The organism is Micromonospora sp. AKA38 (assembly GCF_027925725.1).
Taxonomy (GTDB): domain Bacteria; phylum Actinomycetota; class Actinomycetes; order Mycobacteriales; family Micromonosporaceae; genus Micromonospora.
Window position 1 is genome coordinate 419,911 of the sequence record NZ_BNEI01000001.1, and the last position, 21,661, is coordinate 441,571.

Annotated in this window: 17 protein-coding genes; 5 read left to right on the forward strand and 12 right to left on the reverse strand. The window is 73.2% G+C overall.

Annotated elements, in window-relative coordinates; translation table 11 throughout:
- Positions 1-34: 34 nt before the first annotated feature.
- The 10 genes from TPA0908_RS02035 to TPA0908_RS02080 form a co-directional block, all read right to left on the reverse strand.
- Positions 35-484: an NUDIX domain-containing protein gene (locus TPA0908_RS02035; RefSeq protein WP_281934108.1), complete on the reverse strand. Its 450-nt coding sequence runs from the start codon at positions 482-484 to the stop codon at positions 35-37.
- 150 nt (positions 485-634) lie between these two features.
- A complete protein-coding gene (locus tag TPA0908_RS02040) occupies positions 635-3,691 on the reverse strand; it encodes a malectin domain-containing carbohydrate-binding protein (protein ID WP_281934110.1) in 3,057 nt (1,018 codons plus the stop codon).
- Positions 3,692-3,907: 216 nt separating this feature from the next.
- On the reverse strand, positions 3,908-4,954 hold the full coding sequence (locus TPA0908_RS02045) for a glycoside hydrolase family 26 protein (RefSeq protein WP_281934111.1): 1,047 nt from the start codon (positions 4,952-4,954) through the stop codon (positions 3,908-3,910).
- Between the two features lie 145 nt (positions 4,955-5,099).
- A complete protein-coding gene (locus tag TPA0908_RS02050; protein WP_281934112.1) occupies positions 5,100-6,032 on the reverse strand; it encodes a sulfotransferase family protein in 933 nt (310 codons plus the stop codon).
- Between the two features lie 28 nt (positions 6,033-6,060).
- On the reverse strand, positions 6,061-7,680 hold the full coding sequence (locus TPA0908_RS02055; RefSeq protein WP_281934114.1) for an MATE family efflux transporter: 1,620 nt from the start codon (positions 7,678-7,680) through the stop codon (positions 6,061-6,063).
- Positions 7,647-8,510, reverse strand: a complete 864-nt coding sequence (locus TPA0908_RS02060; RefSeq protein WP_281934116.1) for a sulfotransferase domain-containing protein — start codon at positions 8,508-8,510, stop codon at positions 7,647-7,649. The genes TPA0908_RS02055 and TPA0908_RS02060 overlap by 34 nt, the downstream gene beginning before the upstream one ends.
- A 17-nt stretch (positions 8,511-8,527) precedes the next feature.
- Positions 8,528-9,733 (reverse strand): hypothetical protein, encoded by a 1,206-nt coding sequence (locus TPA0908_RS02065; protein ID WP_281934118.1) that lies wholly within the window; start codon positions 9,731-9,733, stop codon positions 8,528-8,530.
- Complete coding sequence (locus TPA0908_RS02070; RefSeq protein ID WP_281934120.1) at positions 9,733-11,223, reverse strand: O-antigen ligase family protein; 1,491 nt, start codon at positions 11,221-11,223, stop codon at positions 9,733-9,735. Before TPA0908_RS02070 ends, TPA0908_RS02065 begins: the two co-directional genes overlap by 1 nt.
- Complete coding sequence (locus TPA0908_RS02075) at positions 11,220-12,227, reverse strand: DUF3048 domain-containing protein (RefSeq protein WP_281934122.1); 1,008 nt, start codon at positions 12,225-12,227, stop codon at positions 11,220-11,222. The genes TPA0908_RS02070 and TPA0908_RS02075 overlap by 4 nt, the downstream gene beginning before the upstream one ends.
- Positions 12,224-14,080 (reverse strand): Wzz/FepE/Etk N-terminal domain-containing protein, encoded by a 1,857-nt coding sequence (locus TPA0908_RS02080; protein WP_281934124.1) that lies wholly within the window; start codon positions 14,078-14,080, stop codon positions 12,224-12,226. The genes TPA0908_RS02075 and TPA0908_RS02080 overlap by 4 nt, the downstream gene beginning before the upstream one ends.
- A 500-nt stretch (positions 14,081-14,580) precedes the next feature.
- Between TPA0908_RS02080 and TPA0908_RS02085 the strand changes: the two genes are divergently transcribed.
- Genes TPA0908_RS02085 through TPA0908_RS02100 form a run of 4 tightly spaced genes read left to right on the forward strand, consistent with a single transcriptional unit; the run spans position 14,581 to position 17,541 of the window.
- The gene (locus TPA0908_RS02085; protein ID WP_281934126.1) at positions 14,581-15,057 is read left to right on the forward strand and encodes a glycosyltransferase family 28 protein; all 477 of its coding nucleotides are present in this window, start codon (positions 14,581-14,583) and stop codon (positions 15,055-15,057) included.
- Positions 15,057-15,635 (forward strand): glycosyltransferase, encoded by a 579-nt coding sequence (locus tag TPA0908_RS02090; protein WP_281934129.1) that lies wholly within the window; start codon positions 15,057-15,059, stop codon positions 15,633-15,635. Before TPA0908_RS02085 ends, TPA0908_RS02090 begins: the two co-directional genes overlap by 1 nt.
- Complete coding sequence (locus TPA0908_RS02095; protein ID WP_281934131.1) at positions 15,632-16,630, forward strand: sulfotransferase family protein; 999 nt, start codon at positions 15,632-15,634, stop codon at positions 16,628-16,630. The genes TPA0908_RS02090 and TPA0908_RS02095 overlap by 4 nt, the downstream gene beginning before the upstream one ends.
- Positions 16,627-17,541, forward strand: a complete 915-nt coding sequence (locus tag TPA0908_RS02100) for a glycosyltransferase family 2 protein (protein WP_107156496.1) — start codon at positions 16,627-16,629, stop codon at positions 17,539-17,541. The genes TPA0908_RS02095 and TPA0908_RS02100 overlap by 4 nt, the downstream gene beginning before the upstream one ends.
- Positions 17,542-17,606: 65 nt before the next feature.
- On the opposite strand, the gene TPA0908_RS02105 is transcribed toward TPA0908_RS02100, so the two are convergent.
- Positions 17,607-19,286, reverse strand: a complete 1,680-nt coding sequence (locus tag TPA0908_RS02105; protein ID WP_281934134.1) for a hypothetical protein — start codon at positions 19,284-19,286, stop codon at positions 17,607-17,609.
- Positions 19,287-19,390: 104 nt separating this feature from the next.
- On the reverse strand, positions 19,391-20,260 hold the full coding sequence (locus tag TPA0908_RS02110; protein ID WP_281934136.1) for a 3'(2'),5'-bisphosphate nucleotidase CysQ: 870 nt from the start codon (positions 20,258-20,260) through the stop codon (positions 19,391-19,393).
- Between the two features lie 206 nt (positions 20,261-20,466).
- On the opposite strand from TPA0908_RS02110, the gene TPA0908_RS02115 reads away from it, so the two are divergent.
- The gene (locus TPA0908_RS02115) at positions 20,467-21,561 is read left to right on the forward strand and encodes an aminotransferase-like domain-containing protein (protein ID WP_107156499.1); all 1,095 of its coding nucleotides are present in this window, start codon (positions 20,467-20,469) and stop codon (positions 21,559-21,561) included.
- Positions 21,562-21,661 lie beyond the last annotated feature (100 nt).

Here is a 21,661-nt window from a genome sequence, read left to right on the forward strand (position 1 = left end):
CGGCCCGGCGGCCGTGGTTCAGGCCATGATCGCCTTACAGCCCGATCGACCGCAGCGCCGCGAAGCCGTCCGCCACGATCCGCCGGAGCAGCCCGTCGTTGACGTCCCGGTGCTCGTCCAGCAGGGCGATGTCCCGCTCCGCCAGCCAGCGGAACTCGGTGTGCTCGGTCGGCTCCAGGCGCGGCCGGCTCAGGTCGCCGTCCACCCGGACCAGGAAGTCGGTCTCCACCCGGTCCAGCCCGTCGTCGCCGGTGTAGCGGTACTCGCCGACCAGGCCGAGCACGTGCGACACCGCCCAGCCGGTCTCCTCGGCGACCTCCCGGCGCAGCGCGTCGTCGATCTCCTCGCCCGGCTCGAGGTGGCCGCCGGCGATGTCCCAGCAGTTGGGGAAGAGACGCCGCTGGGGCGAGCGACGCTGGACGAAGATGCGGCCGTCGTCGTCGACGATCAGCGCGCCGGCACGGCGGAGGGGGTCGGTGGGCACGCTCCGACAGTAGCCATCCGCGCCGCTCCCGGCGATGTGGTGTCAAGCGGGGCGCCTTCCTCTACCGCAGGCGTTAAGCGGGGGCCCCGCCTTACACGGGCGATGGCCCGGCCGATACCGGCCGGGCCATCGCGTCGTGCGAGGTGAACGTCAGGGACCGACGAAGACCGCCGTGCCCCGCCAGTCCACGTCGTCGACGGCGGGACCGCTGCGGGTGGTGGCGGAACCGGTCGGCACGCCGTCCGCCCAGTCCATCGAGGACAGGGTGCCGGTGCTCCGGGAGACGACGTAGAGCTTGTCGCCGTCCAGGAACAGGCCGCCCGCGTCCGCGAACGCGGTGGTCCCGGTGATCGTGGTCCGCTCCGCGCCGACCGTGCCGGTGTCCGGCGTGAACTGCCGCGAGAACAGCGTGGCCTGGCCGGCCAGCGCGTAGTAGATCCGACCGCTCTTGTAGAACATCGCGGTCACGTTGGGCAGTTCGGCGGCGAAGTTGGTGGTCATGCCCGCGTACGTCTGGCCCTCCGGCGCGGAGCCGGTGACGACCTGGTCCCACTTCTCGTCGTGGTACGGGTCGAGCTTCTTCGGGGTGCCGAACTCGGTGCCGTCGAACGAGCGCTTGTAGAGGTCGCCGCCGACGCCGTAGAACAGGTCACCGCCGACCCAGAACGCGCCCTTGACGGTCGACCAGCGGGTGTTGTCCGGGTTCGGCACCGACATCGCGTTGCCGACGCCGGTCGCGCCGTCGTACGACCGCTTGGTGATGCTGTCGACGGTGGTGGCCGGCGGCACCGGCGGCAGCTTGACGACCTCGATGCCCTGCACCAGCGGGTTCTCCAGGACCCGACCGAAGTCGACGTCGATGTTGCCGTCGCTGGTGACCGCGAACGCCCGCATGGTGCCCTTGTTGGTGGCGCCGATCGCGGCGATCGGGTCGAAGTTGCTCAGCTTCTGCACGCCGTCGATGCTGACGTTGAACTTGCGCTTGCCGGCGGTGGCGGTGCCCGACCAGCGGTTGGCGAGGTAGAGCCGCACCTGCACCGGCGTGCCGGCCGGGACCGGGAAGTCCCACTGCATGTCCGGCGCGGGCGACTCGTCCCACCGCTCGCTGCTGAAGAGCTGGGCCGGCGTGCCGGCCGGCACGGTGCCGTCGACCGTCGCGTCGGTGGTGTACGTCGTCACCGTGTTGCCCGCGTTGTGCAGGGCGCTCGGCGCGGCCAGCGTGTCGGCGGCCCAGGCCGGGCCGCTCGGCGCGGCGAGCTGGTCGCCACCGGCGTTGACCCGGTAGAGCACGTCCGACGCGTCGGGCGTCGGCGCGGTCTTGACGACCTCGATGCCCTGGACCAGCGGGTTCTCCAGGACCCGACCGAAGTCGATGTCGACCACGCCGTCGCTGACCACGGAGACGGACTGCATGGTGCCGCGGTCGGTGCCGCCGGCGGCCGCCACCGGGTCGAAGTCGTTCAGCTTGAGCACGCCGTCGACGCTGACGTCGAACTTGCGCTTGCCCGCCGTGGCGGTGCCGGCGTAACGGTTGGCCAGGTAGAGCCGGACGTCCACCCGGGTGCCGGCCGCGACCGGGATGTCCCACTGCATGTCCGGCGCGGTCGACTGGTCCCACCGCTCGGTGTTGAACAGCGTCGCCGGGGTGCTGGCCGGCACCGTGGCGTCGAACGTCGCGTTGGTCGGGTACGCCTTCGCGCTGTTGCCGCTGTTGTGGTACGGGCTGGGCGCGGTGTCGGTGTCGGCGGCCCAGTCCGGCCCGCCGTCGGTCGCCGGGATGGCCGGGCCACCCGCGTTGACCCGGTAGAGGACCTCGGTCTGCGCCGCGCGGCCGGCCTGGTAGACGTCGCCCGGCAGGCCCTTGGTGCTGGTCGAGTGCGGGGTGCTGCCACCGTCCAGCGGGAAGAAGGCGATCTTCTTCCGCTGGTACTCGAAGTTGCCGATGTAGTCCTGGTCGCTGCCGAGCCAGAGGCCCTGCGGGGTGACCAGCATCTCGGTGACGCCGTAGCCGCGCGGGTTGCGGCCCGGGTTCCAGGCCAGCGGCAGCCCGCTGGCCGGGTCGAGGGCCGCGATGCTGGCCCGCGGCACCGCGCCCGGGCCGGCCTTGTCGCGGGCGAGCGGGTTGTTCGACCAGCGGAAGTGGCCGCCGACGTAGATGGCCTTCTCGCTGATGCCGACGGAGAGGAACGTGTCGCCGCCGCTGAAGTTCGTCCAGGTGGGCTTCTGGCCGGCGCCGGTGGCGTCGGTCTCCCAGCGGGCCGCCGAGTCGCAGAGCGTGCCCGGGTACGACGCGCCGGTGGTGACCACCACGAAGTACTTGCCGTCGGGGGAGAACTGCGCGTCCCGGACCCACGAGTCGAACGCGCTGTACTTGCAGGCGCCCGAGTAGTCGTCGGTGTTCCAGTCGGCGACGGTGGCCGAGCCGGTGCCCAGGTTGATCCGCACGATCTGGTCGTGCACCGCGCCGTCGGCCTTCTTGAAGTTGCCGATCACCACGAGGTGCTTGCCGTCCGGCGAGACGGTCAGCTTCTCGACGCCGACGCCGGCCGAGGCGCCACCGTTCGTCGGCGTCCAGTTGTGGTGCTCGGTCAGCGACACGGTCAGGTAGTCGTCCACCGCGCCGGTGGTCGGGTTCAGCGAGGCGAGCCCGTTCCGGTTGGTGGTCGCGGTGACCGTGCTGAAGATGCCGCCGACCAGCAGGTGGCCGTCGATCAGCGCGATGTCGTTGACCGTGCCGTTGAACGCCGGGCCCTTGAAGCCGTCGACCGGGGTGCCGTCCGCGACGTTCAGCAGCGCGAGCTTGCGGAAGTTCTTGTCGCCGACCTTGTTGAACGTGCCGGCGACGTAGACCGTGCCCGCGGTCGGGCCGGCGATGATCGCGGTGACGTCACCGTCGAGCACCGGCGCGAACGCGTTGTCGATCTTGCCGGTCGCCTTGTCGAAGGCGAGCAGGCCCCGGCGGTCGACCGGGGTGGGTGAGGAGCCGCGGTTCTGCGCGTTGGTGAACGAGCCACCCACGATCACCTTCGTGCCGGCGTCGTGGATGGCCACGACGTTGCCGTCGTTGATGTTCGGCGTCTTGTCCGAGGGCACCTCGCCGACCAGCGTGCTGTGGTCGGGCGCGACCGTGGCCGCCGGTGCGGCGAGTGCCGGCACCGGTGTGAACAGGGTGGCGATGCCGAGCACGGCAGCACCGAAGGCGGACACCGATCGGTGTCTCAGGATCGAGGAAGGCACAGGCTGCTCCGGGGGAACGTCGGAGGCGCTGCGATCGTGGCCGGTGCCGACGCGAGGTGTGGCGTCGCACGGCCGACCGCAGACGTGAGAGCAATACCTTCTCGCATTCGCCTGCCGCCCGTCCACCCGGGACCGGCCTTTTTGACACAACAATCGACCCGAGCCGAACGAAAAGACGAGTGAAGATCACTCTGTGCGTGCGGGAGATGGCGCACCGGAGGCGCTGAGATCCGGCATCGGCGGATTGAAGTACGGATCGGTGGCCAGCTCGCGGAACACCGCCGCGCTCTCCGGGTCGTTGCCGAACGTGCTGTCGTACAGCGGCTTCTCGGTCTGCTTGGCCGCGAAATAGATCACGGCCTTGATCTGCGGGTGCTTCTTCAGGTACGGACCGACCTCGCGCATCCACCCGGCCCGCTGGCCCGGCCGGCCGTCCTGGGTCAGCCCGAACTCGCCGATCACCACCGGCCGCGGATGCTTCTTGGCGAACGCCATGAAGTGGTCCATCCGGTTGCTGAAGCTGTTCCACTCCGGGCTCGGGTAGACGTCGGTGCAGAGCCAGTCGACCTGGTCGTCACCGGGGTAGTAGTCGGCGGCCCGGCGTTCCGGCTCGGCGAACCCGTCCGCGTGCGGGCACCACGTCCAGGCCGCGTTCGTGGCGCCGACCTCGGTGAAGATGGCGCGCACGTGCTTCCAGGCGGCGACGTAGTCCTCCGGGGAGTGCATGCTGGCGGCCAGGTTCGGCCGGTCCATCTCCCACCGGTAGCGCAGCAGCACCGGCACCCCGAACGCCTTGACGTCCTGCGCCCGCTGCCGGATCAGGTTGTCGTAGACGCCGCTGACCGTCGACCGGGTGTCGGTGCCCTGCCAGGAGATCATCTGGAGCTTGCCCTGGGCCTGGAACGCCCGCTCGGTGCCACCCGGGAACGGCTCGTTCCACTCGTGGAACATGTGCGCGATGGCGAGCTGACCGCCCGCCGCCCGGTTGAAGTCGTCCCACGCCGCCGCCCGGCCGGTGGCGTTGTGGAACTGCGGCTTCACCCAGGCGCCCACCCAGGCGCCCTTGTCCGGCAGCTCCGGCCCGCGCCCGGTGGTCTGGACCGCGCCCTTGCGGGGCGTCACCGTGGGTGGCGGCGGCACCGCCGACGCGGTCTCCCCGGCCCGGTCGCCCGACCCGGAGTCGCACGCCGCGACCGCCGGAGCCAGGAGAGCCAACGCGAACACGGTCGCCATCGTCCGTCGTAACCGTCGTACCACCGCAACCTCTCCCCAGGATGGTCGCCGGTCCACTGTCATGTCTGCCGGGCGGGCCCGCGTCAGCGGGACGGCACGCCGGGCCGGGCGGGCGACCCCTGGCACTCTACCCGTGCCAGCGCCCTCACGGGTGGTAGCCGAGTTCCGTCAACAGCGGTCCGGCCTGGGCCAGCACGTCGGTCAGATCCTCTTCGGTCAGTCGCTTCCGCCAGCGCCCCACCGAGCCGGGCCGGGCCTGCCCGAACCGGGCGTGCAGCGCCTGCCGGCCGGCCGGGTCGCCGACCTCCAGGAAATCGGCGACCACCTCGGCCGCCTCGGCCGGCCGGGTGACCACGTCCTCGTAACGCAGGTGCCGGACCCGGTCCGCCGGCAGCGCGGCGAGCTGGGCCAACGCGCTGCTGGTGAAGCGCCGCCACATCCAGGCAGACCGCCCCAGGTCGGAGACGCGGGTGAACTCCTCGCGCCGCTCCGGCTCCACCCAGAACCGCGGCGCGGCGCCCCACGGCGTACCGCCGCGACCGCTGCGCCCGCTGCCCGTCGAGGCGGCGTTCAACCAGGGCTGCTCCGCGTGCGACACGGCCACGTCCCGGCCGTCCCGGTAGACGTGCAGGAAGACCGCGTCCGGGAAGACCTCGGCCAGGAACGGCACGATGAAACAGTTCTCCGGGTCCTTCTCGGCGAACCGCAGCCCACCGTGGCCGGCGGCGGCGAGCAGCGCGCCGTAGTAGCCACGGAAGTAGCGCGCGGCGCGTTGCCGGGTCCAGCTTCCCTCGTAGACGCAGCGGGCGACCGCCTTGGTCAGCCGCGGTTCGTAGTGGTAAGACACGTCCGGCAGCGCCCCCACACAGCTACCCAGGAACGTGGTGCCGGAGCGCGGGGCGCCGAGGATGAAGATCGGTCGCTCCACCTTCAGCGTGAGCTTCCGCTTGCCGGCCTCCACCGGCCGCTCCAGGTCCCGGCGTTCCTTGCGGTCCGCCAGCAGGCCGACCGCGGCGAGCTTCGCGGCCTTCACCGTGGACAGCCCGGCGTGCGGGGCGAGGGGGGAGTCGCTGGTCATCGAAGATCCCATCGGTGAGCAGGAACGGTCAGGACCGGGTCGCCGGGTCCGCCCCGGCGCGGTTGCGGCCCCGGCGCAGCGACCGGAGCGCGTCGAGGTGCAGCGTGCGCCGCCAGCGCCACGCCCCCGCCAGGTACGCCGCCACCCCGGCGACCGCCACCAGCGCGAGCACCGGCGGCGTCGCGCCGAGCAGGGTGGCCACGCCGAGCGGCAGGCCCAGCGCGGCGACGGCCAACGCCATCGCGGCCCGGGTGCCGGCGCCGAACGGGTGCAGCCGCATCGACCACCAGAGCTGGGTCAGCGGCACCAGGTTGGTGACCAGGATGGAGAGGGTCCAGGCCAGGGCCGCGCCGAGGATGCCGTAGCGCGGGATGAGCAGCAGGTTGGCGACCACGTTGAGCACCGTGCCGCCCATCGCGTTGTAGAACGTCCACGCGGTCCGGCCGGCCATGTTGAGCACCATGTCGACCATGCCGCACCCGGTCGCCACCAGCATGGTCAGCGCGAGCAGCACGACCACCCGGCGACCGTCGTCGTAGCCGGCGCCGAACAGCGACAGCATGGGCGCGGCGAACGCCGCGAAGACGAGGTACGCCGGCCAGGAGAGCAGCACCAGCCAGCCGGTGGCGGCCTGGTAGAGCTGCCGGGCGTCGGCCCGGTCGTCCCGGGCGAACGCGGCGGCCAGCCGGTGCTGCACCGAGCTGGAGAGCGCGACGCTGGAGAGCTGACCCAACGCCAGGAACCGGGTCGCCGCCGTGTAGATCGCCGCGTCCGCCGGCCCGCGCAGCGCGCTGAGCAGCACGATGTCCATCCGCTGCACCACGATCGCGGCCACGCTGCTGATCGCGCGGGGGCCGGTGAACCGCCAGAACGGCCCGACCATCTCGCCGACCGGGACCGGCCGGGTCACCTGCCGGCCGGCCCGGCCGACCAGCCGGCCCAGCCAGACCAGCGCGACCACGGCGGCGAGCAGGTAGGGCACCACCCAGGCCAGCGGCAACGCGACGGTGGCGGAGAGCCCGAGCCAGGCGGCCACCGCCACGGCCAGGAACTGCACAAGCGTGCGGCCGAGCCGCTCCACGGTCAGCAGCGGGCGCACCTGACCGAAGCCGCGGCAGGCGGCCAGCGCGTAGTCGTTGAGCGCGGCCAGCGGCACGAACGCCAGCAGGATGCGCAGCGCGGTCACCGCGCCCGGACCGGCCTCCGGCATGGTCGCCCGGGCCAGCGCCGGGGCGGCCAGCCAGCCGGCCACGCCCAGCAGTGCGCCGACCACCAGCACCGGCAGCAGACCGGCCAGGATCGTGCCGCGGATCTGGTCCCGCCGGTCCAGCGTGCGCTGCCGGCTGACGAAGTAGACGGTGCCCACGTCGGTGCCGAGCCGGGCCGTCGACGCGGCGATCATGAAGGCGCTGGTGGCGGCGAAGAACATGCCGGCCTCGCGGACCGACCAGCCCCGGGCGATGACGATGTTGAGACCGAAGCCGGCCACTGCGGCCAGCCCCACCCCGAGCAGGTTGGCGAAGCCCTGCCGGGCCGCGCCGCCCAGGCCCGCGCCCGCGCCCGGACCCGGCCCGACCGCCGGCAGGACGACCGTGGCGTCGGCGTCCTGCCGGGTCACCGCCGCCACGACGGCACGCGTCCCCACCACGTGGCCAGCCGCTCGTCGTACGGGGCGAAGTGGTCCTCCAGCCGGGCCCGCAGCTCTGCCGACATCGGTGCACGGGACCGCGAGTTGTGCTTGCCGAACGCGATGTCCGCCCAGCGGGGCAGCTCCAGGAAGTCGCAGACCGCGTCGAAGGACGGTCGCGGGTCGGCGAAGAAGTCATCGCTGTCGATCACGTGCAGCCGGTCCCGGCCGACCAGCGCCTCCAGCCGCTCCACCTGCTCGATGTAGCGGCCCCGGGCCAGGTAGGAGTTGTGCTGGAAGTGCTCGCTGGCGTACGTCGGGTCGGCGGTCATCCGCTCCCGCTCACCGGCGGTCCGCTGCTCCTCCAGCGCCAGCGCGCGTTCGAAGTCCGCCTCGGTCTCGTAGCCGCGGGCCAGCTCGTGGGAGTGCGCCGAGTAGGCCCGCTCCACCGGGTCGCGCAGCAGCACCAGCAGCTTGACCGACGGCAGGTCCTTGGCGATCCGCTGCCCGGCCAGCGGGTGGAACATGTAGTACGGGCTCGACTCGCCGGTGATCCCGCGCACGCCGAGCTGCGCCTTCACCGCGTCCGCCTTGCCGTTGGTGGGGAAGTGGCCGAGATACCAGCTCATCCCCCGGTGGTAGTCGACGTCGAAGTAGTGCACGCCCTTGTGGTACGCGGGCGGCAGCACGCCGGGGTGCTGCGACAGCGTCTTGAACAGCGAGGTGGTGCCGCAGCGCTGCGCCCCCACGATCAGGAATCCCGGCACCATCCGGGAGCCCGCGGTCAACCGACCGACCGTCCGACTCACCGACTTCACCGCGCGGAGCGCCTGCTCCCTGGCCACCGTCACGTCCCCACTCCTCACTCTCACCGGGCCCGGCGGGCCAGGTGCTCCTCGACGGCGGGCAGCAGCCAGGTGTCGACGTGCCCCAGCCGCGCACCCGCCTCGGCCTGCCGGTCCCGCAGATAACGTGCCGCCAGCTCCACCAGGTAGAGCACGGCGACGAGGTCGGCGCCCCCACCGACCTGCTCGAACGGCGCGAGCGTCCGGTCCGCGCCGGCGATCAGCGCGCGGGCGGCCTCGATCGGCTCCACCCCGGCGTGGCTCATCGCGCCCTGCACCGCCAGGTGCAGCGCGTCGTAGCCGGCCGGCACGTCCGCCTCGAACCGCTCCCAGTCCCAGACCAGCACCCGGCCGTCGGCCAGCACCGCGCTGTTGCCGCCGTTCCAGTCCCCGTGCCAGGCGCCGAACGCCACCACCGGGTCGGCGTCCGCGACCGCCGTCAGCGCCGCGCGCAGCCGCCCGGCCTCCGGCCGGTCACCGAGCGCGTCCACCGCCGCACCGAGCCGGGCCGCGTGCCCGCTGCCCGCCCACGACTCCCGGCGTACGCCGAGACAGCCGGCCACCGCCACCATGGCGGCCCGCTCGGCCGCCGCCGCGTCGGCCGGGGCGGCCCGGGGCAGCCGCACCGGCAGCGCCTCCTGGACCAGCAGCGCGTGCCCGTGCCAGTCGCCGTGATGGCGGACCCCGGCCAGGACCACCGGGCCGAGCGGCAGGCCGGCGAGGCGGCGCAGTGCGGCGGCCTCCGCGTCGACCAGGGCCCGGGTCAGCGGGTCGACGCCGAGTTTGGCGTAGCCGAGGGCCCGGCCGTCCGGGGCGAGCAGTTGCAGCACCGGTTTGCGGTTGGCCCGCGCCGGACCGATGTGCAGGCTGACCAACGCCGGCTCGCCCAGCACCTCGGTCAGGTAGGCGTCCAGCCCGCCACCGGCGACCACCAGCCGGTCGCGGAACACCACCGGCCCCAGCCCGAGCCGGAACGCGGTGGCCAGCCCCTGCCGGACCAGCTTGGCCTTGCGGCCGACCGCCTCGGTGGAGTGCCGGACGGCGCCGGCGGCGGCCCGGCCCGAGCCGGTGGGCACCAGCAGCCGGGGGCGGGCGGCCGAGGGCACCACCACCCAGCCGGCGCCGCCCCGGCGCAGCGCGGGTTCGGCAGGTGCGGGCCAGATCAGGTCGGCCAGCTCACCGAGGTAGGCGGAACGGCCGTCGCCGTCCGGGGGTACGCGGAGCACCATCAACGTTCACCGGCTGCTTCCAGTCGGGCCCGTAGCCCGGCGATCGTGCCCTTGGGTGGTGCCGGCGCGAGCGCGCGGCGGAGCTGGTCGTTGCGGGCCAGCAGGGCGACGGAGATCAGGGCGTAGGCGAGGGTGGCTTCCAGTGCGCCGTAGGTGAACTGGAAGAAGAGCATCAGGATGATCACGAGCGTGCCGGCGATCCCGATCGCGCTGTGGTCGCGCCGGTACCGCCAGAGGCAGTAGAGGAAGAAGCCGTTGTAGGCCAGCGCGCCGACCCAGCCCTGGCCGACGAGCAGCGCCCAGAGCTGGCCGTTGCTGCCCAGCTCCCGGTTGCCGCACTGCTTGCAGTCGTCGGACTTGCCGATCGCGATGGACCGGTTGCTGCCGACCAGCGCGCGGTTGCCGCCGTAGCCGAGGATCGGCGAGTGGTTGGCGGCGGCGACCGCGCCCTCGGACAGCGTGGTGCGGATGTCGTCGCTGTGCCCGTTCTGCAACCGTTCGTCGAACGTCCGGCCGAGCGGGGTGGCGACGATCAGCACGCCGATCAGCCCGACCGCCAGCGCGAGCCCACCGAGCACCACCATCCGGCCGCGCAGTGCGAGCCGGAGCGCCACATAGACCGCGGCGATGCCGAGACCGATCCAGAGCCCGCGGTTGAGCGAGTAGATGATCGGGAAGATCGCGGCGAGCGCGATCGCCACGCCGGCGGTCCGGCGCAGCGGCCTGCCCAGCACCACCCAGCCGACGATCAGCCAGACCAGCAGGATCGCGGTGTTCTCACCCCACGAGTTCGTGTACGTGAACGGCGCGGACGGTCGCGGTGAGCTGGCCTCCCCCTCGATCACCTGCTGCACCTGGGCGAACTTCACGTCCATCAGCGAGGCGACGAAGGGGTGGGTGGCGATCGAGTGCGGCAGGACGAAGCGCAGCGGCGCGACGAACCCCATGGTGGGGAAGAGCGAGCCGAGCCAGCCGCCGACGACCACCACCACGCCCATGAACCCGAAGAGCCGGATCATCCGGCGCCGGGACAGCTCCTTCTCGCTGAGGTTGTAGACGTAGAGCATGGCCACGGTCATCGCGACGAAGTTGGCCAGCCGGATGGCCCAGCCGAGATAGCGGCCGCTGCCACCGCCGGGCGGCAACGTGTTCGGGGCGGTCAGCCCGAGCGTCGAGACGGACAGGAACAGCCAGAGCAGCAGGATCAGCCAGATGCCGAAGCCGGGCGGCACCCGGACCGGACCGCGCCGGGCCATCTGCACCACCATCGGCACCGCGAAGATGATGAAGACGAAGCTGGACACCCCGAGCGCCCACCACACCGGCCAGAGCAGGAAGAGCGAGATCAGCGGCCACGCGGTCGGCAGCCGCCAGGACCAGCCCTTCGGTCGGGCCCGCACCGGGGCGAGGCGGTTGCCCCCGGGCGGCGGCACCACCGCGCCCACCGGGACCGACCCGCGCGCCGGGCGGGGTGGGGTGACGGTGCTCATTTCACGGTGACCTTGGCGGTGGTCGGCGCGTAGATCACCCAGGCGTTGCCGGGTTGCGGGTGCAGCAGGTCACCCCCGACATCGGCGAGCGTGCATACCATCCCCAGGCCGGGCTTGCGCCAGCGGCCCTTCGCGCTGGTCGGACCGGACACCGCGAGCACCGCGCCCTCGCCGAAGACGTTCGCCGACGGCAGCGCGCGGAACGACGGCTTACGCACCTCCAACGTGCGGTATTCCATGGTCAGCACGATCACCGAGGCGGCGGTCACCGTCGCGGAGCCGACCTTGCCCACCCAGCGGGCCTTGGGCTGGTCGTACCGCCAGACCATCGGCGGGCCGCCGGAGACGGTGATCGACAGTTCGGTGGCGGGCACGAGGTCCCGGGCGGCCAGCGCGTCGCCGTCGGTGGCGTGGTCCAGCGCCGGCGTGGGCGGCTGACCCCCCTTCGGGGCGGCCTTGAGCAGCGCGGCCGTCGAGGTGTAGTCGCCGCTGAAGACCTTGCCGTCGTCGTCCGGGGTGACGCCGTCGAGGTCGGAGCTCTCGAACTGGCTGAGGAAACCGGTCGGACCGCCGTCATACCCCACGAACGGGCGCAGCACCGAGACCGAGCGGATGTCGACCGGCCGGATCTCGGTCACCGGCCCGATCTTGCTGGCGTCCCGGGAGTGGAACACGGCGGTCAGGTGCAGCGTGTCCGACTCGGCGAACTCGGCGTAGACCAGATCGGCGGCGTCCAGCCCGGCCGGGGTGGTGGCGGGGCTCACCCGCATCGGCACCGCGACCGCCTGGCGGGTGGCTGCCGCCGGGGTGCCGACCGGCGCCCCGGTCAGCGGGCCGGTGGGCAGGCTCGACGTCGGACTGGCGGACGGTGGCGTCGCGGCGACGCTGCCCGGGTCGGCCACGTCGACGCTGCCCGGCTTGGGCTGGGGCTCGCTGCACCCCGTGCCGACGCCGAGGACGACGGCCGGAGCGAGGGCGGCGCGGAGCATCTGCCGGCGGTTCACCCCAGGTCCTCGCCGGAGTCGATGGCGTAGCTGCGGCCGTCACCGCCGTCGCCCCGGGAACGGTAGGTGCCACCGGTGCCGTTGACCGGCATCGGCTTGCCGGGACCGGCCTGCGGCTTGCCCGGGCCGACCGGCGGCTTCACCGGCGCGGCGCCCTTGCCCGGGGCGGCCGGCTTCGGCGACCCGACGGCCGGGCCGGAACGGGACGACTGCATGCGCGGCAGCACCATTGTCGACTCGGCGGACGGGCCGGGGCTCGGTCGCGGCTTGGGCCGGTTGGCAGGCGTCGCCGAGGTGGTCGGGGTGGTCGAGCCGGCCGCTGCGACGGGTCGGATCGCGCCGCCGGTCGGCGCGGGCAGGCGCGGTGCCAGCACCGCACCGATGACCGGCGCGTTGACCTGCTCGAACTGCTGGAGGGCGGCGGTGATCTCACCGCTGCGGGTCTTGCCGGACTCGGCCACCACGATCACCGCGTCGACGTAGCGGCCCAGCGCCTGGGCCTCCACGGCCTGGGTCGGCTGCCCGGTCTCGATCAGCACGTGGTCGAAGCGTGCGGTCAGCTCGTGCAGGATCTCCAGCAGACCGGCGACCGGCAGCTCCACCTCCGCGTCCAGCTCGCCGGGGACGAGCACCCGGAGCTGGCCGAGGCCCGGCACCGGCGCGAGCGCCTTGAGCACCGGCACGTCGCGGCGGAGCACCGAGGCGAGGCTGTGCCGTCCCTCGGCGACGCCGGTGATGCCGCTCAGCGCCGAGTCCGCCTTGGTGGTGACCAGCGCGACCTGCGCGCCGGTGCGGGCGTACGCGGCGGCCAGGTTGGCGGCGACGAACCCGGCGGCGGTGCCGGCCGAGCCGTCGCAGAGCAGGAGCTGACGACCGCGGCCGGCCTGGGCCGACTCGGGGACGGCGGAGAGCAGCACATTGCGCAGCCGGCCCAGCTCGCGGGAGATCCGGTGGGTGGCGGGCAGGACGGAGAGCGACGGCGGGCGGGTGTTCAGCTCCAGCAGCAGCGGTAGGCCGACCCGGTCGGAGATGTCGCGCCCGCGCCGGATCCGGGTGTCGAGCCGGTCCAGCACCAGCGCCAGCACGATGCCGAGCAGCAGCCCCGCGCCCATGCCGCTGGCCAGGTTCAGCGTGCGGTTCGGCGAGCTGGGCCGCTCGGGCAGCCGGGCGTCGGAGATGATCTCACCGGGGTCGGAGTCGGCCGAGACCAGCGGGCTGAGCCGGTTGTTCAACCCGTTGAGCTGGTTGGTCAGCACGCTGCGGTCGGCCTCGGCGCGCTCCCGCTCGGGGGAGTTGGCCGGGGCCGCCGCGATCCGCCCGGCGACGGCGCTGAGCTGCTTGTTCAGGTCGGCGATCTGCTGCTTGAGCGCGTTGGTCTCGTTCTCCAGCGCCTTCTGCGCGGTGGCCTTGCGCAGGTCGAGGTAGGCCTGCGCGAAGGCGTGCGAGCCCGACTGCGCCTGCGCGGGGGTGCCCGCCTCGTAGGCCACCTGGAGGATCTGGCTGTTCGGCGGGACGCTGACGGTCACGGACTTGACCAGCTCGTCACCGCCGGTGGTGACCTTCATCAGGCCCTTTGCCCGCTCCGCCACCACGAGCGACCGGACCACCTGCGCCTCGGTGTCGAGGTTGACCTTGGCGTTCGGGTTGCTCTCCGCGCCGGAGCCGAGCGGGCGTACCAGCAGCGAGGTGGTCGAGGTGTAGCGCGCGTCCTGGAGTTGGTTGATCGCCAGGCCGCCGGCCAGGCCGAGGACCGCGGCGAGCAGCAGGATCCACCAGCGGCGGCGCAACCAGCCCAGGTACGCCATCAGGGCAAGACCGTCGGAGTCGTTCTCGGCCAAATGGGGTGAGGGCATCAGAGTCTGTCGCTCCCTTTCGACCGAGCCGGGCAGTCCACGGCACAGCTGGAACTGACCGTGACTTCGAGTGTCCCCGATCCGAACGTTGAGGGAAAGTCTGCTCACGTTCCGGTAAGCCTGCCCAGGTGTGGGCAGCCCGCGGAGAGATGGCCGATCTGTGCTGGCCATTCAGCGGGTTTCCCGGCATCGGGCCCGACCTGCCCCCGGGAGTCGGCGTCGCCGCCGGCTCGCGTACGGAGCGGTGACGGAATCCTGACACATCCCCCCGGGGGCCCGTGGTCCCGGCCCACCGACCCGGGCTCAACGCGGCTGACCTGGCGGGTCGCACCGCCGGCCGGATCCCGGCGACGGGAATACCGAGGTGACCCGACCGGCCGGCCGGGATCCGTCCAACGGCCCCTTCAGTTGCCCAGGCCGCGCCAGTAGGTTGTCAGGGCGCGTCCGAGGGTCATTCACGTAAATCCGGGCGCGGTCGCACGGTTACGGGAGGAAACGTTGTGGTGAGCGGGTCAACCGAGGGCTCGGGGCAGGTCCTGCTGGTCGGCTCCAGTGGCGGGCATCTGGCCCAGCTCCTGGCTCTCGAACCGTGGTACCGGGAACGCGACCGGGCATGGGTCACCTTCGACACACCGGACGCCCGCTCGCTGCTCGACGGCGAGGACGTGGTCTGGGCGCACCACCCCACCACCCGTAACGTCAAGAACCTGGTCCGCAACGCGTTCCTCGCGCTGAAGGTGATCCGCCGACGCCGGGTGGACGCGGTGGTCACCACCGGCGCCGGCGTCGCCCTGCCGTTCGTGGTGGCGGCCCGGCTGCGCCGGATCCCCACGGTCTACATCGAGGTCTACGACCGCATCGACAGCGCGACGCTGACCGCCCGGCTCTGCCGGCCGTTCCTCTCCGCGATGCTCGTGCAGTGGGAGGAGCAGCGCCGGATGTACCCGGAGGCGACCGTCGTGGGGAACCTCCTCTGATGGGGCTCATTCCGCAGCAGCGGGACCGACGGTCCGGGCCCTACGTGCTGGTCGTGGTCGGCACCGACGTGCACCGCTTCGACCGCCTCGTCGGCTGGCTGGAGCGCTGGCACGCCGCCCGCCCCGGCATCCGGCTGGTCCTCCAGTACGGCCACAGCCGCCCGCCGGCCCTGCCCGAGGCCACCCCGTTCCTCGGCCACGAGGAGCTGCAGCGCGCGATGGCCGAGGCCACGCTCGTGGTCAGCCACGGCGGGCCGGCCACCATCACCGAGGCCCGCCGCACCGGCCACCTGCCGATCGTGGTGCCCCGCGACCCGGCCCACGACGAGCACGTCGACAACCACCAGCAGCTGTTCTCCCGGCGGCTCGGCGCGGCCGGCATGGTCCGGCTCTGCGAGACCGAGGCCGAGCTGCTCGCCGCGCTGGACGAAGGGCTGACCGACCCGGGCCGGTTCGTGCTGGCCGCCGACCCCGGCCGGCCGGACCCGCGCGCCGAGGCGGTCGCCCGGGTCGGCGCCGTGATCGACGACCTGGTGGCCAGACGGGTCCGCCAGCGGGCCGGCGGGCGGCGCGGATGAGCGCCCCGGAGCCGGGGCAGCCGCGGGTGCTCTTCGTCGGTGGTCTCGGCCGCAGCGGCTCCACGCTGCTGGAGCTGTTGCTGGCGCAGAGTCCCGACGTGTGCGCGGTCGGTGAGGTGGTGCACCTCTGGGAGCGGGCGCTCGGCGCGGACGAGCGGTGCGGCTGCGGGGAGCGGTTCACCGCCTGCCCGTTCTGGCAGCAGGTCGGCGAGCAGGCGTTCGGCGGCTGGTCCGCGATCGACCGGGACGACGTGCTGGCGCTCAAGGATCGCGTGGACCGGACCCGGCACATCCCCCGGTTGGCGAAGACCTCGCTCCCGCCGGAGCAACTCGCCGACGTCCGCCGCTACGCCGACCTCTACACCCGGATCTACCGCGCCGCGCTCGCGGTGACCGGGGCGCGGGTGGTGGTCGACTCCAGCAAACACGCCTCGCTCGCCTTTGCGCTGAGCTGGGCCGACGGGCTCGACCTGCGGGTGCTGCACCTGGTCCGGGACAGCCGGGCGGTCGCGTACTCCTGGGGCAAGCAGGTGCGCCGGCCCGAGGTGGTGGACGGCGAGGACTTCATGCCGACCTTCTCGCCGTTCGAGGTGAGCAAGCTCTGGACCGCGCAGAACGCCGCGTTCCACCTGCTCGCGCAGCGGGCGAAGGTGCTCCGGCTGCGCTACGAGGACTTCACTGCCGACCCGGCCGGCACCGTACGCCGGGTGCGGGACTTCAGCGGCCTGCCGGACGACCCGGCGGCGCTGCGCATCCTGGCCGGCGACGCGCCGGACCCGGCAGCCGCGCCAGCCGCGCCGTTCCGCGCACACAGCGTCGCGGGCAACCCGCTGCGGTTCAGCGGCGGCCCACTGACGGTACGCCGGGACGAGGCGTGGCGGGACCGCCTGCCACGCCGCAGCCGGGCCGTGGTCAGCCTGGCCACGCTGCCGCTCCGAGTCCGCTACGGCTACCTGGGCCAGCGGGGATCCGACGAATCCGTGGAGAGAACATGAGTGGGCCGAGCATCTCGGTCGTCGTACCGACGCGGGACCGTCCGGAGCTGCTGCGGGCGGCGCTCGACGCCATCCTCAGCCAGGCGCACCCCGGCCTGATCGAGGCGATCGTGGTCTACGACCAGTCCGAGCCGGACCGGTCGCTGGAGTCCGACCGCGGTGACCGGCGGGTCCGGGTCATCACGAACACCCGCACCGCGGGGCTGGCCGGGGCGCGCAACACCGGCATCGAGGCGGCCACCGGCGACTGGGTGGCGTTCTGCGACGACGACGACGAGTGGCTGCCCGGCAAGCTGGCCGCCCAGTTCGGGGCGCTCGACGCGCACCCGGACGGCGCGCTGGTGAGCTGCGGCATCCGGGTCAGCTACGACGACCGGACGGTGGACCGCTCGCTGGACCGGGCGCGGATCTCGCTGGAGGCGTTGCTCCGGGACCGGCTCACCGAGCTGCACCCGTCCACGTTCCTGATCCGCCGGGCCGCGCTGCTCGACGCGATCGGGCTGGTCGACGAGCAGATCCCGGGCAGCTACGCGGAGGACTACGAGTTCCTGCTCCGGGCCGCCCGGTACGCGCCGCTGGTCAACGTGGAGAGCCCGTACGTGCTGGTGCGCTGGCACAAGCGGTCCTACTTCGCGCAGCGTTGGGAGACCATCTCGACCGCGTTGCAGTGGCTGCTGCGCCGCTATCCCGAGTTCGCCACCGTGCCGCACGGCGAGGCCCGGGTGGCCGGGCAGATCGCGTTCGCGCAGGCGGCGATGGGCAACCGGCGGGACGCGGTCCGGTGGGCCCGGCGCACGCTGGCCCGTAACCCGAAGGAGCCGCGCGCCTACCTGGCGCTGGCGGTGGCGAGCCGGGCGGTGCAGGCCGACCGGGTGCTGCGCACGCTGCACAAGCGCGGCCGGGGCATCTGAGCCGAACGCGACGAAACGGGCGGGCGACCTCGGTCGCCCGCCCGTTTCGTGGTCCGTCGGCCGCGTCAGGCCACGCAGAACGCCTTCCACGCCTGGATGCTCGGCTGGTCGAGCAGCCGGAAGTCACCCTGGCTGACGGTCTGGTTGTAGTAGGCCACGAACTCCGGCCGCTGGCCGTTGAGGAAGCCGCTCATGGACCGGATCCATTCGGCGCGGCCGGCGCCGGCGTCACCGGGCACCAGGTCGCTGCCGGTCTCCGCGACGCCCCACGGCTTGCCCAGCGCCTTCGACTTGCTGATCATCGGGCCGTAGATCTCCTGCGGCGAGGCGTACCGCTTCCACTTCTTGCCCCAGTTGTAGCAGTCCCAGCCGAGCGCCTCGATCACGTTGCCGCCCGGGTAGAACGCGTCGAAGCTGCGCCCGGACTTCGGGTCGAGCGTCCAGCACATCAGGATCAGCGTGTTGATCAGCCGGGGGTTGCCCGCCTGGTCGGCCAGGCCGGCGACCCGCTTCCACGCCGTCCGGTACGCGTCGGTGCTGAACGCGCCGCGCTCGACGTCGTCCTCCGGCTCGTGGAAGTAGGACCAGTACACGTTGTGGTCGCGCGGGATCGAGGCGAACCAGGAGCGCAGGCGGGAGTCGTGCCGGCCGGAGTTGATCTCCTGGGGTGACGCCTTGAAGGACACCACCACGGTGCGGTCGACCACGTCGGCACGACTGCCCGACCAGGCCGGCGGCAGGCCGGGGAAGAAGATCCGGGCCATCTGGAGCTTGCCGAACGTCCGATCGGAACGGCTCAGCGCCTGGCCGAAGCTCTCCCCGTTCTGCACGCCGATCGACGCGCCGGGCAGCGTCTGCTGCGTACCGGCGAAGCCCTTGGCGCCCGGGGCGGCGGAGGCCGACGGTTTCGCGCCGGGCTTGCCGCCGAGGCCCTGGTCCGCGCTCGGGGCGGCGCCGGGCGTGGCCGGCGCGCCCAGACCGGCCGACGGGGCCGGGCCGGCGCTCTTCGGCACCTCGCTGGCCTGCGGGTTGGTCGCGTCCGGTCGCAGCGCGGCCACCGCGACGCCACCGCCGGTCAGGGCCAGCGCGACGGCCGTCGCCAGCACCGCGCGCCAGCGCCGCCGGGGCCCGCCGGGCGGCGGGTCCGAGGCGACCGGTGGGTGCGGCGGCTGGCCGGGACCGCCCGCGCCCGGCCGGGCGTCCGGCCCGGTGGGTACGCCTCCGGGCGGCGGCCCGGTCAGCGTGGCGGTCGCGGTCGTCGCCGCGCCCCACCCGGCGGATGCCTCCCCGCCCCAGCCGACGGGCGGGGTCCCGCCCCAGCTCGCGGACGCGGTCGTTTCCTCGGCCCAGTCCGCCGGCGCGGTGGGCGCGTCGCCCCAGCGGGCGGTGGCCGTCGTTGCGTCGCCCCAGTGGGCGGACGCGGTGGTCGTGCCGTCGGCCCAGGCGGTGGGCGCCCGGTCGGGGCCGGGCGCGGCGTGCTCGACGCCGACCCGGCCGGCCGGCTCGTGCCCCGACCAGGCCGGTGCGGCGTCCACCCAGGACCGGTCCGCGTGACCGGGGCCGGGCAGCTCCCGCTCAGGCCAGGGCAGATCGCCGTGGGCATGTGCGTGGACCGGCTCCGGTGGCGAGGTCGGAGTCTCCGGCCAGGGCAGCGCGGGGCTGCCCGATTGGCGAGAAATGTCCTGCCCCGGCCACAGGCCGGTCGGCTCCTCGAAGGCATCGTGCGGGTCTCGGTCGGCCGGCATGGCCCTCCCTGGCTGTCGGCGGCCCGTGGTCTCGGACTCAGGTCGGACGCGCATTCGCACCCGACGATAACCCCGATTCACCCTGGCCGTACGTACCGTCACTCTCAGCCGAACGCCTCACCCTGGTCACCGGTGACGGCCGAAGCGGGCATCTCGACCCCGGTCCGGGCGATCGCGGCGAGCAGCCGGTCGGCCAACTCGGGGCGGCAGACCAGCAGATCGGGCAGGCGCGGGTCGGCCCGGTTGTAGCGCAGCGGCGAGCCGTCGATCCGGGACGCGTGCATGCCCGCGCCCAGTGCCACCGCCACCGGCGCGGCGCTGTCCCACTCGTACTGGCCGCCCGCGTGGACGTACGCGTCGACCTCGCCGGTCACCACCGCGCACACCTTGACCCCGGCCGAGCCCATCGGGACGGCCCGGGCGTCCAGCAGCTCCACCAGCTCGCCCACGAACGCGGGCGGGCGGCTGCGGCTCACCGCGATCCGGATCGGCCCGTCGGTCGCCTTCGGCGTCGGGCAGGTGGTGCCGAGCACGACCGGCGCACCGTCCACCGTGGTCCGCGCCGGCATGCCGACCGCGCCGGCGATCAGCGCGCCGTCCGGCGCGGCGGAACGCTGCCAGAGCGCCACGTGCACCGCCCAGTCGTCCCGGCCGGCCTCGGAGAACTCGCGGGTCCCGTCCAGCGGGTCGATGATCCAGACCCGGTCCGCCTCGTGCCGGGGCGCCCGCTCCCCGTCCGCCCAGGCGCGGCGCGCGTCGGCCTCCTCCTCGGAGAGCACCGCGTCCGCCGGACGCCAACGCGCCAGCGCCGCCGTCATCAGCTCGTGCGACGCCCGGTCGCCGGCGTCCTTGAGCGCCTTCGGGTCGGCGAAGCCCTGCCGGTCCCGCAGCGCGGTGAGCGCCGCCCCGGCCTCGGTGGCCAGCCACTGCGCGAACTGCTGGTCGTCGAGTCGTCCCGTCTCGTCCTCGGTCACGAGCCCATCCCCTGTCTCGCGGGTCTGCCGCGACCCGTCATCCTTCGGCGACCGGTGTCACCGGCGCCAGCGTCCGGTCGGATCGTAGACAGTCCCGAGCTGGCCTCGGTTTCCTGTCGACGCTGGTCGCCGCCGGTGACCGCCCGCATGTTGAACTTCGCGTGTATGCCGTTCGGACCCGGCCGGGCAGGCCCTAGGCTCTGCGCATGACCGCCGAGCAGCTGATCTCGTTCGCCCGTGGGGCTCCCTCGTTGGACATCGTCGATGTCGAGGGGCTCAAGGCCGCCGCCGTCCGCGCCTTCGACGCCGACCCTGCCGGAGTCACCGCGTACGGGACCTCCGTCGGCTACCCGCCCCTGCGGAAGTGGATCGCCGAGAAGCACGGCGTCGAGGCCGACCAGGTGCTGGTCACGAACGGCTCGTTGCAGGCCGACGCGTTCCTCTTCGACCACCTGGTCCGCCGGGGCGACGCGGTGGTCGTCGAGCGCCCGACGTACGACCGCACGCTGCTCAACCTCCAGCAGATGGGCGGCGAGGTGCACGGCGTGACCATCCAGCCGGACGGCCTGGACACCGCCGAGCTGCGCAAGCTGCTGGAGTCCGGGGTCCGGCCGCGACTGGCCCACGTGATCCCGAACTACCAGAACCCGGCCGGTGTCACGCTCTCCCTGGACAAGCGTCGTGAGCTGCTCGACCTGGCCGCCGAGTACGAGTTCACCATCTTCGAGGACGACCCGTACGCGGACATCCGGTTCCGGGGCGAGCCGCTGCCCTCGATGCTGTCGATGGACACCCGGGGCGTGGTGGTGCACGCCTCCAGCTTCACCAAGACGGTCTGCCCCGGCGTGCGGGTCGGTTACCTGGTCGGCCCCGCGGAGCTGATCGCGGCGATCGCCAAGCGGGCCACGAACCTCTACATCTCGCCGGGCATGGTGGCCCAGGCGATCGTGCACCAGTTCTGCGTCTCCGGCTCGATCGAGCGGTCGATCCACACGGTCCGGACGGCGCTGGGCGAGCGGGCCGGGGCGCTGGCCGAGTCGCTGCGCCGGCACATCCCGGAGGCCCGGTTCGTCGAGCCCGACGGCGGCTACTTCCTCTGGATCGAGTTGCCGGAGGACGTTGAGGTCGACCGGCTGGCGCCGGCCGCGGCCGAGCGCGGCGTCGCGGTGGTCAAGGGCAGCGACTTCATGGTCGACGGCGGCCGGCACGCGCTGCGGTTGGCGTACTCGGCGGTGACGGCGGACCGGATCGACGAGGGCGTGCGGCGGCTCGCCGAGGCGATGGCCGCCGTTCGCGCCTGAATTTCTGTCGGGTTTCTGACAGAGCGGCCCCACTGGCCGGTTCGGCTCTCCCGCCGGGCCGGCCTTCGGCCCACAATGCTGCGAGCGTCGCTCACGTTCG